This window comes from Paraburkholderia edwinii, from assembly GCF_019428685.1.
GTDB classification, from domain to species: domain Bacteria; phylum Pseudomonadota; class Gammaproteobacteria; order Burkholderiales; family Burkholderiaceae; genus Paraburkholderia; species Paraburkholderia edwinii.
In genome coordinates this window covers 2328550-2343087 of sequence record NZ_CP080096.1, presented here as the reverse complement: position 1 = coordinate 2343087, position 14538 = coordinate 2328550, and the positions used below count along the sequence as shown (strand labels likewise).

Genomic DNA, 14538 nt, shown 5'->3' with positions numbered 1-14538 from the left:
GACCGGAGGAACCGCATGTCCCTGAACCACGACGCGACGTTCTGGCATAACGCGAAGCAGCATCTGGTCCGCTACGGCGGCACGTTCGAGCCGATGATCATCGAGCGCGCACAGGGCAGCTTCGTCTACGACGCCGATGGCCGCGCGATTCTCGATTTCACGTCGGGGCAGATGAGCGCGCTGCTCGGGCATAGTCATCCCGACATCGTCTCGGTGATCAACGAATATGCGGGCAAGCTCGACCATCTGTTTAGCGGGATGCTGTCGCGTCCCGTGGTCGACCTCGCCACGCGGCTCGCCGAGATCACGCCCGATGGACTCGACCGTGCGCTATTGCTGAGCACCGGCGCGGAATCGAACGAGGCGGCGATTCGCATGGCGAAGCTGGTAACGGGCCGTTATGAAATTGTCGGCTTTGCACAGTCGTGGCATGGGATGACGGGCAATGCGGCGTCCGCAACCTATAGCGCGGGCCGCAAGGGTGTGGGGCCGGCCGCGGTCGGCTCGTTTGCGATTCCGGCGCCGTTCCCGTACCGGCCGCGCTTCGAGCGCAATGGCCAATACGACTATCTGGCGGAACTCGATTACGCGTTCGATCTGATCGACCGCCAGTCGAGCGGCAATCTCGCCGCGTTTATCGCGGAACCGATCCTGAGCTCCGGCGGCATCATCGACTTGCCGGTGGGCTATATGGTGGCGCTCAAGCGCAAATGCGAAGAGCGCGGCATGCTGCTGATCCTCGATGAGGCGCAAACCGGAGTGGGGCGCACCGGCACGATGTTCGCGTGCCAGCGCGACGGCGTCACGCCCGACATGCTTACGCTGTCGAAAACGCTCGGCGCGGGACTGCCGCTCGCGGCCCTCGTGACCTCCGCGGACATCGAGGAGCGCGCGCATGAACTGGGTTTCCTGTTCTATACGACGCACGTGTCCGATCCGCTGCCGGCCGCCGTCGGCCTGCGGGTACTGGACGTGGTTCAGCGCGACGGGCTTGTTGCACGGGCGAACGTGATGGGCGAGCGGCTCAGGCGGGGCTTGCACGAATTGATGCAGCGCTTCGACTGCATTGGCGATGTGCGTGGGCGTGGCTTGCTGCTAGGCATGGAGATCGTGAAGGACCGCCGCACGAAAGAGCCCGCGGATGGACTTGGCGCGACGATCACCCGCGAATGCATGAATCTGGGGCTCAGCATGAATATCGTGCAGTTGCCGGGCATGGGTGGCGTGTTTCGCATCGCACCGCCGCTGACGGTCAGCGACGAGGAAATCGATCTCGGGCTTGCGTTGCTCGAACAGGCAATCGAGCGTTCGTTGTAGTGGAAAACCCGCGACTGCCCTTCAGAAGCAGCCCGTTGCTTCCGTAGATACAGGCAACGCATGCAACCACCGGCAAGTACACCATGACGGACCACGAACACTCGAAGAGTTCTCTCGAGGCCGCTTTCCTGCGGCACGACGAATCCCTCGCGCCGCCAAACCGCGTGTTCGGTGACGACGACAGCGCCGTCTACCGCACGCTGCTCGAATCCACCAAAGCCATCCCGTGGAAGATCGACTGGGCGACGATGGAGTTTGCCTATATCGGCCCGCAGATCGAAGCGCTGCTCGGCTGGGCGCCGTCGACGTGGCAAACGGTCAACGACTGGGCGGAACGCATGCATCCGGACGACCGCGAGGCCGTCGTGAACTTTTGCGTCGCGCAGTCGAAGGCGGGCACCGATCACGAAGCCGACTATCGCGCGCTTACGCGCGACGGCGGCTATGTCTGGCTGCGGGATGTCGTGCATGTCGTGCGCAACGACAAGGGCGACGTCGAGGCGCTGATCGGTTTTATGTTCGATATCAGCGAGCGCAAGCGCACCGAGGAGAAACTCGCGCAGCTGCAACGGGAGCTCGAACATCTGTCGTTTCACGACAGCCTGACCGGCACGGGCAACCGCCGCAGATTCGACGACGTGATGGACCGGACATGGACCGCGGCGCAGGAGTCCGGCCGCGCGTTGTCGGTGATCATGATCGATATCGACTTCTTCAAGTCGTACAACGACTATTACGGACACCTGCAGGGCGACGAATGCCTGAAGCGCGTCGCGCGCGTGCTGTCGAAAGCCGCGGGCCCCGATCACTTTCTTGGCCGCTTCGGCGGCGAAGAGTTCGTGCTCGTGCTGGCCAATACCGAAGCCGACACGGCTGTCAAAATTGCCGAACATTGCCGCGCGCTGATCGCGGACGAAGCGATTGCGCACGTGCGCTCGCCGCATCAGCAACGCGTGACGGCGAGCTTCGGCGTCGGCACGATCGTGCCGCACGCGCGCACTGACAAAACCACGTTTATCAATCTGATCGACGCGCAGCTTTATCACGCGAAGGAAAATGGCCGCAATCGCATTGCCGCGGTCGATCGCGCCGGCATGCAAGGCGAGGCCTTTAAATCGCATTCGCGCTAAGGTGCCACACCGCCGCTTCATCTGCGAACGCGCAAACAGAACAGCCCGGACTCACTGCGTGAATCCGGGCTGCGTTTCTTTTACCGGGGCCCGCCTCGTCAACGTCGCATCACACCCATGACCAGCGTGACGAGGAAGATGATGAGGAAGATAAAGAACAGCACTTTTGCAATGCTGGCGGCGCCTGCCGCGATGCCGCCGAAGCCCAGCGCGGCCGCAATGATCGCGATGATGAAGAAGACCAGTGCGTAATACAGCATGATGTGACCTCCGTCGGTTGGGGACACCGTGCGACCCGATGCACGGACGTGTGTTTGCCGTTGCAAAGTCCGTACCCGCCGGCAATCCGAAGACGCGCAGGCTCGCAAAACGTCGAATTGACCGGAATTCGCGCTTTGCTCAGATTTTTACGTATCGTCGAGTCCCGGCATAATAGCGAGGGTGCAGTGCGGTTAATAAGGGTCGTGTTCGCATTGCTGAATATTCGCAGTCTTCGTTTCTATTGGTAAAAGTGCCGGTAAAGGTGCCGGTAAGACTGCCTTATTTCGATAGCCGGGCAATGCCGTGCGAGCCAGACACGCGAGGCATCCGGCACCTCTCCGCACGAACGCCGCGCGCGCGTGCCATCCTCTCTGCAGACTCACTCCGGCGCCGCCACGTAGCGGGCCTTTCAGGAATCGACTGATGAAACCGGTAAGGAATTCACTTTGGTCGCGTATCGGCCGATACGTGACCCTTGGCGTGCTTGCGTCCGCGCTGGCCGCTACCTTCACATTCCTGCATTGGCGGCACGAGCAGCATCTGACGCAAGCGTCGGCCCAGGCCCTGGGCGGCATCGCCAGCCAGATGCGCGCGAATTCATCGGCTTGGACGCTCCGTGAAAAGAACGCGTCGGACATGCTGCGCGATGTGCGGGACCACAATGTCGCGGCTATTGGCCTCAGCCGCAATGCGATTCTCGTGTCGACGCTGCACGGCGAAAAATACTATGTCGCCGACCATAACGGCACATTCTCGAATGCGCTGCTGCTCGGCGATCTGAAACCGGGCAGCGCATCGTCATATCAGCTCGTCTGGCTGCCGGACGCCGATGTGCGTACCGCGGGCGCGCGCTGGACCGAGGTGGTCGATCACACGCGCGATGCGCTGAGCCTGCTGCTGCCGGTGCTGATGCTGGGCGGCATTCTGTGGTTCATGCGCCGCGAAATGATGGGCGGCGCACGCCTGCTCAGCAAGGCGCCGACGCTGCGCTTTCACGACGTGATCGGCGCAGGCGAAGCGAAAGCCGCGCTTGCCGACGTGCAGGCCTGGCTCACCGAGCCGGCGCAGTTCAGCGGCATGGGCGTGCGCGCGCCCTGCGGCATTCTGATGACGGGCGGTCCGGGTGTTGGCAAGACGCGTCTTGCGCAGGCGCTTGCCGGCGAGTGCGGCGCGAACTTTATCGCAATCACGGGCAGCTATTTCAGCGCGAAGTACTATGGCGTGGGCATCCAGAAGGTCAAGCATCTGTTCGAACTCGCGCGCAAGAACGCGCCGACCGTGATTTTCATCGACGAAGCCGACGGTCTTGGCAAGCGTACCGATACGGGCAGCGGCCCCGTCGAAGCCGAGAGCAATCGCATCATCAACCAGTTGCTGGCGGAGCTCGACGGATTCGAGTCGAACGAAGGCGTGGTCGTTGTAGCCGCAACGAACCACCCGGACAATCTCGACGAAGCGCTTAGGCGTCCGGGTCGTTTCGACCGCACGGTGCAAGTGCGGTTGCCCGATCTCGAAGACCGCGCGCAAATTCTGCGCTTTTACGCCGCGAAGCTGAAGACAAAGCCCGGCGACATCGATTTCACCCAGCTCGCGCGGCTCACGACGGGTTTGTCGCCGGCGACGCTGTCGATGATCGTCAACCAGGCGGGGCTCGTCGCGCGCAAGGCGGGCGAACGCGAGGCGGCCGCAACGCATTTTCTCGAGGCGATCAAGATTGCGCGCATCGGCGATATCAACGGCGCCGAGCGCGCGCTGTCGGATGACGAACGCACGCGCATTGCAGTGCACGAAGCAGGGCACGGGCTGGTTGCCGCGCTGCTCGATACCGGCGTGCTCGAAGAGGTGACGATTCTGCCGCGCGGCGGCGCGCTTGGCGTCGCGCTCATCACAAAGACGCAGGACAAGTACCTGTATCGCGAAACGGAAATGCGCAACGAAATTCAGGTGCTGCTCGGCGGGCGCAATGCGGAACTGCTCGTATTCGACGAAGCGTCGAGCGGCGCCGCGCAGGATTTGCAGGAGGCGTCGCGCATCAGCCTCGATATGGTCTCGAAGCACGGCTTCAACGCGGACGGCAATCTGTTCAGCCTTGCGTCTCTGCCGCAGCAGTATGCCGGGCTGCAGCTGAAGAATTCGATCGAGCACGCGAATGTGCTGCTGCGCGATCTCAACGACGAGTGCTTTGCGCTGTTGCGCGCCAACGAGCCGGTGCTGCGTGCGATTGCGCAGCAACTGCTCGAGTCGGAGACGGTGCCGGGCGAGACGGTTTATCGTCTGATTCGTGAACATGCGGCCGCGGTCGCGAAGCTGGAGGCGTCTGTCGTCACGGAAGTGGCGGCCTAGGGTATGCCGCACACGCCGCGAAAACGGACACAAAACCGCGGTTGCGCCCGAGCACATGAACATGAGCCGCGTCAGCTGAAGCGGCCGCCGTGCAGCATCGGCGGCGAGGATGTACGCTGCGCTTTGCTTGCCTACTTCCGACAGCTCACACGACAGGTGGCCTCATGAACGACACGTCTCACGCTATCCCTTATCGCAATGCACTGATCATCGGCACGGGCCCGGGCATCAGCGCTTCGGTGGCCCGGCTGCTGCGCGCAGCCGGTCTTCCGGTCGTGATCGCCGCGCGCAATACCGACAAACTGGCGGCGCTCGCCAAAGAGACGGGCGCGATCGCGCTGCCCGTCGATGCAACCGACCCCACGCACGTCGAGCGGCTTTTCGCCGAAACCGATGCACGGATCGGCGCGCCGGAAATCGTCGTCTACAACGCGAGTGGCCGTACGCGCGGTCCGATCGCCGGGCTCGATCCCGCGGAAGTTCAGGATGCCGTTGCGGTCTCGGCGCTCGGTGCGTTCTACTCGGTGCAGCAGGCGGCAAAGCGCATGGAGCCGGCCGGCAAGGGGGCGATCCTGCTGACGGGCGCGACCGCGGGCGTCAAAGGCTTTGCGCTGTCCGCGCCGTTCGCGATGGGCAAGTTCGCGTTGCGGGGCCTGGCACAAAGCGCCGCGCGCGAACTCGCGCCCAAAGGCATCCATGTCGCGCACATTGTCGTGGATGGCAGTGTGCGAGCCGAGCATCGCCCCGATCCTGCCGATCGGCCGGACAGCACGCTCGACCCCGATGCGGTCGCACAGTCGTATATTGACCTGTTGCGCCAGCATCGCAGCGCGTGGTCGTGGGAGATCGAAGTGCGGCCTTGGGTCGAGACATTCTGATCGTGCCGCTTAGTGCCGTTTAGTGCGGTTTAGTGCGGTTAATGACAGGTCAGACGCTGTCGACGCAGCAAAGCGCGCCGGGCAGAGCAGGACGCCGGGCGCGGTGGCAAAGGGTACGTTGTAATCGCTACGCGGTCGCGTTGTAGCAACGTTCGTGGCCGCGGGCGAGCCCACGGCTCGCAGTCAATGCGGCTACCCGACAGTGTTTCTGCTAGCACCTAGGTTGTTCGCAACGCCCGTCTTATATTGCGTGCAGGCGAAAACGCGAGCGTGCTCACGCTACCAGCGCCTGAGCCAGCGCTTGAACCAGCGCTTGAACCTGCAGCAAGGTCGGTTCGCGCAACGGGCTTCCACTCGATCAAGAGCTTGGCCGCATTGACGCACCGGCGTGCCTGAAGCCGATCCGCTAGTACCTGACGAAAGATTGGCAGGTCTTCCGCGCCGCGGTCGCGCACGAATCCTCGCAGGACTTCGTCGATACAGCGGCTGGTCGATTCCTCCGTGATACAGCTGGCAATATATGACGCGCTGCGAGCCAGCTCCAGCTGGTAGCCCTCTTCGCATCGCCGATAGCGTTCGGCTTTAGTCATCTACTGGCTCCGATCGTGATTGTCGTTTTACGGGTAAGCCAGTGCCTAGCGCAAGAAACAGTCCCGGATTATGCGGCGTTACGATCGGCGGCTAAAGGTTCGTTTGGGTGCGGCCGCAACCATTCATGCGTCTGATAGCGGCGTATTCCACCGACGATAGGGTGGTGGCGATACTGAAGCTCGCTCGTGACGAGCAAACCATCCAGCGCTTTAGCGTGCACTTCCCAAATATCGCAAATCACGCGAAACGTCTGTTGCATCAGTTCGAGGATCTCCGTGGCGGCGACCGCGTCGGAGCCTTGAAAGACGAGACGGTCGACGAGCGTCTGTTGTTGAGCGAGCGTGACGATGCCGCGGGACGTGGCGTTGCGCGCGTTACGCTCGCGCTTCCAGGCTTGCAGCACGGCCGGCACGTTTGCCGTGCGCTCGTAGAGCCAGTAATGGCACGCCGCCGCATGCGACGCGAAATCGCTGCCCCGTTCGCGCAGAACATCGGCCCAGCCCAGCACGGCGAGCACGGACGCGAAGGTATCGCTGTCGCCCCAGAGCGCCGTCATGAGAAAGCGATCCGCTTCCTCCGGCGATCCGGTCAGGATGACCAACGGCTCGATATCGGATGCTGCAAAAGTTGCCATAAGGGTGAGGGAGCGCGCGTCACGAAGACTTTGCAGGATTGTCTCACCAAGTGGCCTCGGGTGTTCGGCAAAGCGGCTTTTCGCTAAAACGAAAAAAAGCCTCGACATCCGTTAAGGATGCCGAGGCCAATCCCATGTCCAAAGGAAGGACGTCATGAGGAGACGGTTTCATTCTAGGGCGAGCCGGGTTCGCGGCAAACGATGTGTTTTCTATAAGGTTATGGCGTGCGGGCATTCATGCTTGTGACGACGATCAAGCCAGCCGGTTATGGCTTAACCCGCTGCCATATGACGCGCCGCGCTTAGCACCTGACGATTTCTTGGTTCGTGGGATCGCCTCGCGTTGCTAAAGTCGCGGCTCTTCGCGTCACTCTCGAGAAGGTCAATCGAACAATGAAAATCCGCACGTTTGCCGCAGCGCTGGGGTTGCTGCTTTCCATTTCCGGGGTCGCGAATGCCGACCGTCTCGACGACATCAAGAAGGCCGGCGTGCTGCGCGTCGCGACCTTCGACAGCAACGCACCGTTCGGTTTCGTCGACCCCAAGAGCAATCAGATTGTCGGGCTCGACGTCGACTACGCGCGCGCTGTCGCCAGACAGCTTGGCGTCAAGCTCGAGATCCAGCCGACGAACCCGGCTAATCGTATCGCGTTCCTGAAGTCGGGCAAGGTCGATCTGGTTTTCGCGAACTTTACGATCACCGACGAGCGGAAGAAGGAAGTGGACTTCAGCGTGCCGTATTTCGCTTCGGGCACGCAGTTTCTCGCAAGGAAAGGCGCGCTCAGGTTGCCGCAGCAATTAAATAGCCTGCGCGTGGGCGCGGACAAGGGCACGACGAACGAGCAGCAGGTTCGTGCGCAATTCCCCGGCGCCACGATCGTCGCGTACGACGACACGCCGTTCGCCTTCGCGGCCTTGCGCGCGGGCAATGTGCAAGCCATCACACAGGACGGCCCGAAGCTCGTCGCGTTGCTCGCGAACGTGCCGGACAAGCAAAACTACGAGATCCCGCCGTTCACGATTTCGAACGACTACGAGGGCGTCGGCGTGCCGAAAGGCGAGACGCGCCTGCTCGATGTGGTCAACGACACGCTGAAGTCGCTCGAAGCGAGCGGCAGCGCCGCGAAAATCTACGATCAGTGGTTCGGGCCGTCGAGCCGCGCGCCGCTGCCGCGCCTCTATCGCATCGGCGATCCGTTGAAGAGTTGAAGACCCGACAACATTCGCTGATTTCAGATGGAAGGCTGGCTGCAACCGAAATACATCGAGTGGATTGCACACGGTTTTGTGATGACCGTCGTGCTTTCCGGCTGCACGATCGTCGCATCGACGCTGACTGGTTTTGTGCTCGCGCTCGCGCGCATGTCGCACCGCGCTGCGGTTGTGCGCGCGGCCGCTCTCTATGTGCTTGTGTTTCGCAATTCGCCGTTGCTCGTGCAACTGCTGTTCTGGTATTTCGGCGCGGCGATGTTATTACCACCATCGTGGATGACGTGGCTCAATGCGCCGCATGCGCTTGGCGCCGGCGCATTTTCGCTTGCCTGGCCGCCGTTCGAATTCGTCGCGGGATGGGTGGGACTCACGTGCTATTCGACGACCTTCGTCGGCGAAGAAGTGCGCGCGGGCATACGCGGTGTGCCCGCGGCGCAGCATCAGGCGGCCGCCGCGCTCGGGCTTGCCCCGCTAGCGGCTTTTCTCTACGTGATTCTGCCGCAAGCACTTCGTATCGCGACGCCGCCGCTGGCCGGCCAGTATATGAACATCGTGAAAAATTCCTCGCTGACGATGGCGATCGGTCTCGCCGAACTGTCGTATATGTCGCGGCAGGTCGATACCGAAACGTTCAAGACGTTTCAGGCATTTGGCGCTGCCACGGTGTTGTATATCGCGACGATCGCGGTCATCGAAGTCGTGCTGCTGATCTGGCAGCGCCGCAGCGCCGATGCATTCGGGCGGAGGCAGAGATGAGCGCGCTCGACTGGCTGCCGACGCTGCGCTATCTGCTGCTCGGCACGTTTCCCGATGGCCCGTTGGGTGGCGCGGCGTTGACGGTCGCGATGTCGGTCGTCTCGGCGCTGCTTTCGGCCGTGCTCGGGCTCGCGGGCGGCATCGCGCTCACGATGACCCGGAGTGGCGTACGTGTGCTGCTGATCGCGATAGTCGGCTTTTTCAGGGCGATTCCAGTGTTAATGCTGATATTCTGGACGTTCTTCCTGATGCCGATTCTGCTGCACGTCGACGTACCGGGTCTCGCAACGGTCATCTGCGCGCTGGCGCTCATAGGCGGCGCGTATCTGTCGCATTCGGTGCACGCGGGACTGGCTGCGGTCGGCGCGGGGCAGTGGCAGGCCGCCGCATCGCTCGGCATGACGCGCTCGCAGGCGCTTCGCCACGTCGTGTTGCCGCAGGCTTTACGCATGATGGGCCCTTCGTTCGTCAACCAGTGGGTCACGCTGATCAAGGACACGTCGCTTGCCTACATAGTCGGCGTGCCCGAATTCACGTTTCTCGCGACCCAGGTGAATAACCGCCTGATGATTTACCCCGTGCAGATCTTTCTGTTCGTGGCTTTCGTGTATCTGCTGTTGTGTTCGGCGCTGCAGTTCGGCGTAAGCCGGCTGCTACGCGCGCGGCGCGCACGCAGCGGCTTTAGCACGGGCGCAGATAACGGTATCCGATTTGCTTCGTTGACGCGCGATGTGAGCGAAACGTAAATTCGCGTTCTTTGTTTTCGGGGATTCTCGATGTCGATTTCACTTCGCGCGATCACGTCGCGCGCGGCAGCGCCTGCGCGCCGCGCACTTGCCGGCCTGCTGACGACCACGCTTGCTTTCACCGGTCTTGCAGGTGCGAACGCAGCGCATGCCGAAGGGACGATCCGCATCGCCGAGCAATTCGGCGTCGTCTATCTGCTGCTCAACGTGGCGCGCGACCAGCATCTGATCGAACAGGAAGGTCGCAAACAGGGGCTCGACATCAAGGTGGACTGGGTGAAGCTCTCAGGCGGCGCGGCTGTGAACGATGCGCTGCTGTCGGGCTCGATCGATATCGCCGGCGCGGGCACAGGGCCGCTCTTCACCGTATGGGATCGCACGCACGGCCGCCAGAATGTGAAGGGCGTCGCGTCGCTCGGCAACTTTCCTTACTACCTCGTGAGCGACAACCCGAACGTGAAGACGATTGCCGACTTCACGAGCAAGGACCGTATCGCGGTGCCGGCCGTTGGCGTTTCGGTGCAATCTCGCGTGCTGCAATATGCGGCCGCGAAGCAGTGGGGCGACAAGCAGTTCGACAAGCTCGATAGCCTCACGCAGGCGATTCCGCACCCCGATGCCACCGCGGCGATCATCGCCAACAGCAGCCTGATTACCGGGCACTTCGGCAATCCGCCGTTCCAGCAGCAGGAACTCGCGGGCAATCCGAAAGCCCATATCGTGCTGAATTCATACGATGTGCTTGGCGGCCCGAGTTCGGCAACGGTGCTGTATGCGACCGAAAAATATCGCAACGAAAACCCGAAGACCTATCACGCGTTCGTCGCGGCGCTGGCCGATGCCGCGCGCCTGATTGCCGCGAACCCGGAGCAGGCGGCCGACATTTACATTCGTGTCAACGATTCGAAAATCGACCGCGCGCTGCTCGTGAAGATTCTGCGCGACCCGCAGGTGCAGTTCAAGATTGCGCCGCAGAACACGCTTGGCCTTGCGCAGTTCATGTATCGCGTCGGCGCGATTCGCAACGAGCCGAAGTCGTGGCGCGACTATTTCTTCGACGATCCGGCAACGGCTGGGGGCAGCTAGGCGAAGGGCGGACGGGATTCGTTAAAGCCCACCGCATCTCGACCTGACTGCGCACTCCTTCAAGAATCTTCAAATCGATGCGAGCCGGTCTCCGTGGAGAGGCGTTTGCTTTACGATAACCAGCAAGGATGCCTGCGGGATATCGATATCTGAACTGCGGCGAAGATCGCGCAGCCCGGCGCCTGGCGCGCGCTGTTTCGCCGTTGCCATCGTCGCCTGTCATTCATCGAGGAACTTCTTCATATGTCCGATCCCTCCCGATTCAGCCATGCGCGATGGCCATCGACAGGAGCGTCGAGAATCTCGTCGCCCGCGGCGCGGTCGCCAGCACAGCCTCAAGTCGCCAACAGCAGTCCACCAAGCGCTCAGTTCGCTGCGCTGCCGACCACCGCGTCTGCGCAACTCGGCGCAATTACGCAGCAGGTTTCCTATGCTGTGCCGATGCACTCGCAAGGCATCCATCTGACCGCATGCGGAAATGCGTGCATGAATATGCTTTGTGATTTTTATAGCAAACCCGATCAGATTAAACCGCTTCCTTCGATCATTGCGCAACCGACTGGCATGACGACCGACCACATCATCGCGGAGATGACATCGCGCGGCTTCATTCCGAGCTCCGTTCCGTTATCGCATTCGACCAGACAGGGTGGCTTGACGGCCGATGCTTTGCGCGAGGTCCTGCAGCGCAGCGGCCCACTGCTTGCCTCCACGCCCACGCATTTTTTCGTGATTCGCGCGATATCCGGCAATACGGTGCACATCAACGATCCACTGTGGTTCAAGAGCCAATACACGATCGACGAGCTCAACCGCATCCTGGATCTGACCGACCCGGATGTGCTGCTGAAGTTCCGCGCACAGTAGGCGGGCGACGCGCGTTATTTCTCTGTCGGCTTTTACCATAGCCGTGGTGACGGAGTTTCAAAACGCCGCCGCGCGACTGGTATGCGATGTACGCACGATCGAATTGATCCGGCTCATACGTGCGGGTGTGGGTAGATAAGTGGGCAACGAATCAGGCAACTTGGCGCGTCCAATACCGCTTGAGCCACTGCCGCCAAGGCGCTGAAATCGCCGCTTATGCAGCCACGTGTTTTGGATATGCGCAAACATTGGTTGGTTTGCGCATCGCGTCGCCTTAAGGTGGCGCTTTGTCCGCAGGGTCTTCCATCGTGAATGTTTCCACGCCCAATATCTGGGTGCCCATGAACGCGCTGCGCGACGTGGGTGGCCATGCGCATGCGCCGGCCTCGGGTTCGTCGACCGGCTTCGAACAGACAGTGCTCGACGAGCAAGACACAGCGGTCGCGTACAGCGAACGCCTGCTCGCCGTCGACCGCGTGACGCTCGAATACCGCACGCGCGAACGGCTCGTGCGCGCGACTTCGCAGGTCAGCTTCGACGTCTACGGCGGCGATCGCTTCGTGCTGCTCGGTCCGTCGGGCTGCGGCAAGTCGACCTTGCTGAAAGCGGTGGCGGGCTTTATCGAGCCCGTTTCCGGCTCGATCTCGCTCGATGGTCATCCAGTGCGCGGGCCGGGCGCCGACCGCGTCGTCGTGTTTCAGGAGTTCGATCAGCTGCCGCCGTGGAAGACGGTCGTCGAAAACGTCGCGTTTCCATTGCGGGTCGCAAAGAAGCTGTCGCGTGCGGAAGCGAAAGCGCGTGCGCTGCACTATCTCGAGAAAGTCGGCCTTGCCGCGTTTGCCGACGCGTATCCGCATACGCTGTCGGGCGGCATGAAACAGCGCGTCGCGATTGCGCGCGCGCTGGCCATGCAGCCGCGCGTGCTGCTGATGGACGAGCCGTTTGCCGCACTCGACGCGCTGACGCGCCGCAAGATGCAGGAGGAACTGCTGCGGCTCTGGGACGACGAGCGCTTTACGCTGCTGTTCGTCACGCACTCGATCGAGGAGGCGTTGATTGTCGGCAACCGCATTCTGCTGCTTTCGCCGCATCCGGGGCGTGTGCGCGCGGAATTGAACAGCCACCAGTATTCGCAGGACAGCCTCGGCCGCGCGGATTTCCAGCAAAGCGTCGCGCGCATTCACCGGTTGCTGTTCGATACCGATGCTTCGCCGGCACGGGAGCCACGGCCATGAGTACGCCCGTCCGAAACGTGCGGCTCGTACCGCCGGTCCGTGCTGAATATGAGTTGCCGCCGGATTCGCTCGAGCGTTCCGCTTCCGGCGACGCAAATCGCTCCGCGGACGCGGCCCATCCGCTATCGCTCACGCGCCGCGTGCTGGCTTCCGGCGGGTTCAGCCGCGCGCTGATCGCGCTCGCGTTGATCGCGATCTGGGAAATCACCGCCCGCGTCATCGCAAACGATCTGTTGCTGCCGACGTTCGGTGCGACGTGCTCCGCGTTCGTGCAGGGCATCGTATCGGGCGAACTGCTCGTGAAGACCGCGATTTCGATGTCGGTGCTGTTGCGTGGTTACCTGATCGGAGTCGTGCTCGCATTCGCGCTGACGTCGCTTGCCGTGTCGACGCAGATCGGCCGCAATCTGCTGTCGATGCTGACCGCGATGTTCAACCCGTTGCCATCGATCGCGCTGCTGCCGATCGCGCTATTGTGGTTCGGTCTCGGCACCGGCAGTTTGCTGTTCGTGCTGGTGCATGCGGTGCTGTGGCCGCTCGCGCTGAGCATGTACACCGGTTTCCTCGGTGTGCCCGCAACGTTGCGAATGGCCGGCCGCAACTATGGCTTGAGTGGCCTGCGGCATGTGATGCTGATTCTCGTGCCTGCCGCGTTGCCTTCGATTGTCGCGGGCTTACGGGTAGGCTGGGCGTTCGCGTGGCGCACGCTGATCGCCGCGGAACTCGTGTTCGGCGCGAGCGCGGGGCAGGGGGGCTTGGGCTGGTACATCTTTCAGAACCGCAACGAGCTTTACACGGACCGCGTGTTTGCGGGGCTCGCTGCGGTCATTATCATCGGGCTGCTCGTGGAGCACCTGGTGTTCGATACGCTTGAGCGCCTGACCGTGCGGCGTTGGGGCGTGCAGCACTAGGGCATGTCGATCGCGTTCTAAAGCAAACGAAGCGCCGCCGGATCGCGGCGCTTCTTGGCGTTTACAACGCGCCCGGCCGCGGATCCGGAATAAAGCCCTCGCGGTTCGGCATCCTGACGCGCGGCAGCGTCTTCGCATCGAGCGTCGTGTGCTCGGGCACGATGCCGTTCATATACAGCAGCCACGCGCTGACCGAATAGACCTCGTCGGCGCTCAGCGATTCGGGCGCGTTATACGGCATCGCGCGGCGAATATAGTCGAATAACGTCGTCGCATAAGGCCAGTAGCTGCCGACGGTTTTCTTCGGCGTGGCGCTGGTCAGGGTTCCGGCGCCACCGACGAGCGGATCGCCGATACCGCCTTCACCGCCCTTGCCGTGGCACATCGCGCATTTGGCGGCGAACACATGGGCGCCCGCCGCAACGGTGCCGGAGCCCGCAGGCAGCCCGTGACCATCGGGACTCACATCGATATTCCAGCGGGCAAGCGCCGCGTTATCGATCGGTTTGCCGATACCGTATTTGCCGGAATTTCCGGAACCGGACGCGGACGCGGGCGCGGACATCGAAGC

At 62.3% G+C, this 14538-nt stretch carries 14 protein-coding genes; 11 read left to right on the top strand and 3 right to left on the bottom strand.

All coding sequences use genetic code 11. The features are described 5' to 3' along the window. Nucleotides 1-15: 15 nt before the first annotated feature. Both KZJ38_RS32105 and KZJ38_RS32100 read left to right on the top strand, forming a co-directional pair. Complete coding sequence (locus KZJ38_RS32105) at nucleotides 16-1317, top strand: aspartate aminotransferase family protein (RefSeq protein ID WP_219801071.1); 1302 nt, start codon at nucleotides 16-18, stop codon at nucleotides 1315-1317. Between the two features lie 83 nt (nucleotides 1318-1400). Next, nucleotides 1401-2447 carry a GGDEF domain-containing protein gene (locus tag KZJ38_RS32100; RefSeq protein WP_219801070.1) on the top strand — a complete coding sequence of 349 codons (1047 nt, stop codon included), beginning with the start codon at nucleotides 1401-1403 and terminating at the stop codon, nucleotides 2445-2447. A gap of 98 nt (nucleotides 2448-2545) precedes the next feature. On the opposite strand, the gene KZJ38_RS32095 is transcribed toward KZJ38_RS32100, so the two are convergent. Then, the gene (locus KZJ38_RS32095; protein ID WP_219801069.1) at nucleotides 2546-2707 is read right to left on the bottom strand and encodes a DUF1328 family protein; all 162 of its coding nucleotides are present in this window, start codon (nucleotides 2705-2707) and stop codon (nucleotides 2546-2548) included. Between the two features lie 424 nt (nucleotides 2708-3131). On the opposite strand from KZJ38_RS32095, the gene KZJ38_RS32090 reads away from it, so the two are divergent. Together KZJ38_RS32090 and KZJ38_RS32085 are read left to right on the top strand one after the other, a co-directional pair. Further along, a complete protein-coding gene (locus KZJ38_RS32090) occupies nucleotides 3132-5051 on the top strand; it encodes an AAA family ATPase (protein ID WP_219801068.1) in 1920 nt (639 codons plus the stop codon). 164 nt (nucleotides 5052-5215) lie between these two features. Continuing rightward, a complete protein-coding gene (locus KZJ38_RS32085; protein WP_219801067.1) occupies nucleotides 5216-5929 on the top strand; it encodes an SDR family NAD(P)-dependent oxidoreductase in 714 nt (237 codons plus the stop codon). 658 nt (nucleotides 5930-6587) lie between these two features. Here KZJ38_RS32085 and KZJ38_RS32080 read toward each other — a convergent pair. Beyond that, nucleotides 6588-7154 (bottom strand): hypothetical protein, encoded by a 567-nt coding sequence (locus tag KZJ38_RS32080; protein ID WP_219801066.1) that lies wholly within the window; start codon nucleotides 7152-7154, stop codon nucleotides 6588-6590. A 393-nt stretch (nucleotides 7155-7547) separates the two neighbouring features. Between KZJ38_RS32080 and KZJ38_RS32075 the strand changes: the two genes are divergently transcribed. The 7 genes from KZJ38_RS32075 (at nucleotide 7548) to KZJ38_RS32045 (ending at nucleotide 13967) form a co-directional block, all read left to right on the top strand. Continuing rightward, nucleotides 7548-8363: an ABC transporter substrate-binding protein gene (locus KZJ38_RS32075; protein WP_219801065.1), complete on the top strand. Its 816-nt coding sequence runs from the start codon at nucleotides 7548-7550 to the stop codon at nucleotides 8361-8363. A gap of 27 nt (nucleotides 8364-8390) precedes the next feature. Next, nucleotides 8391-9122, top strand: a complete 732-nt coding sequence (locus KZJ38_RS32070) for an amino acid ABC transporter permease (protein WP_219801064.1) — start codon at nucleotides 8391-8393, stop codon at nucleotides 9120-9122. After that, nucleotides 9119-9868, top strand: a complete 750-nt coding sequence (locus tag KZJ38_RS32065; RefSeq protein WP_219801063.1) for an amino acid ABC transporter permease — start codon at nucleotides 9119-9121, stop codon at nucleotides 9866-9868. Before KZJ38_RS32070 ends, KZJ38_RS32065 begins: the two co-directional genes overlap by 4 nt. Nucleotides 9869-9898: 30 nt before the next feature. Then, nucleotides 9899-10954 (top strand): ABC transporter substrate-binding protein, encoded by a 1056-nt coding sequence (locus tag KZJ38_RS32060; RefSeq protein ID WP_219801062.1) that lies wholly within the window; start codon nucleotides 9899-9901, stop codon nucleotides 10952-10954. 564 nt (nucleotides 10955-11518) lie between these two features. Then, nucleotides 11519-11821: a hypothetical protein gene (locus tag KZJ38_RS37235; protein WP_425518388.1), complete on the top strand. Its 303-nt coding sequence runs from the start codon at nucleotides 11519-11521 to the stop codon at nucleotides 11819-11821. 308 nt (nucleotides 11822-12129) lie between these two features. Beyond that, on the top strand, nucleotides 12130-13056 hold the full coding sequence (locus KZJ38_RS32050; protein WP_246641870.1) for an ABC transporter ATP-binding protein: 927 nt from the start codon (nucleotides 12130-12132) through the stop codon (nucleotides 13054-13056). Continuing rightward, nucleotides 13053-13967, top strand: coding sequence for an ABC transporter permease (locus tag KZJ38_RS32045; protein ID WP_219801060.1), 915 nt, complete (start codon nucleotides 13053-13055; stop codon nucleotides 13965-13967). The genes KZJ38_RS32050 and KZJ38_RS32045 overlap by 4 nt, the downstream gene beginning before the upstream one ends. A gap of 61 nt (nucleotides 13968-14028) precedes the next feature. Here the strand turns inward: KZJ38_RS32045 and KZJ38_RS32040 are convergent, their stop codons facing one another. Next, a complete protein-coding gene (locus KZJ38_RS32040; protein ID WP_246642091.1) occupies nucleotides 14029-14532 on the bottom strand; it encodes a c-type cytochrome in 504 nt (167 codons plus the stop codon). Between the last annotated feature and the right edge of the window lie 6 nt (nucleotides 14533-14538).

What these genes read in the sequence shown, in the direction of transcription:
- KZJ38_RS32095 (WP_219801069.1), bottom strand. Translation starts at nt 2,707, where the DNA reads ATGCTGTATTACGCACTGGTCTTCTTCATCATCGCGATCATTGCGGCC.
- KZJ38_RS32040 (WP_246642091.1), bottom strand. Translation starts at nt 14,532, where the DNA reads ATGTCCGCGCCCGCGTCCGCGTCCGGTTCCGGAAATTCCGGCAAATAC.
- KZJ38_RS32060 (WP_219801062.1), top strand. Translation starts at nt 9,899, where the DNA reads ATGTCGATTTCACTTCGCGCGATCACGTCGCGCGCGGCAGCGCCTGCG.
- KZJ38_RS32100 (WP_219801070.1), top strand. Translation starts at nt 1,401, where the DNA reads ATGACGGACCACGAACACTCGAAGAGTTCTCTCGAGGCCGCTTTCCTG.
- KZJ38_RS32085 (WP_219801067.1), top strand. Translation starts at nt 5,216, where the DNA reads ATGAACGACACGTCTCACGCTATCCCTTATCGCAATGCACTGATCATC.
- KZJ38_RS32090 (WP_219801068.1), top strand. Translation starts at nt 3,132, where the DNA reads ATGAAACCGGTAAGGAATTCACTTTGGTCGCGTATCGGCCGATACGTG.
- KZJ38_RS32080 (WP_219801066.1), bottom strand. Translation starts at nt 7,154, where the DNA reads ATGGCAACTTTTGCAGCATCCGATATCGAGCCGTTGGTCATCCTGACC.
- KZJ38_RS32105 (WP_219801071.1), top strand. Translation starts at nt 16, where the DNA reads ATGTCCCTGAACCACGACGCGACGTTCTGGCATAACGCGAAGCAGCAT.
- KZJ38_RS32075 (WP_219801065.1), top strand. Translation starts at nt 7,548, where the DNA reads ATGAAAATCCGCACGTTTGCCGCAGCGCTGGGGTTGCTGCTTTCCATT.
- KZJ38_RS32065 (WP_219801063.1), top strand. Translation starts at nt 9,119, where the DNA reads ATGAGCGCGCTCGACTGGCTGCCGACGCTGCGCTATCTGCTGCTCGGC.
- KZJ38_RS32070 (WP_219801064.1), top strand. Translation starts at nt 8,391, where the DNA reads ATGGAAGGCTGGCTGCAACCGAAATACATCGAGTGGATTGCACACGGT.
- KZJ38_RS32045 (WP_219801060.1), top strand. Translation starts at nt 13,053, where the DNA reads ATGAGTACGCCCGTCCGAAACGTGCGGCTCGTACCGCCGGTCCGTGCT.
- KZJ38_RS37235 (WP_425518388.1), top strand. Translation starts at nt 11,519, where the DNA reads ATGACGACCGACCACATCATCGCGGAGATGACATCGCGCGGCTTCATT.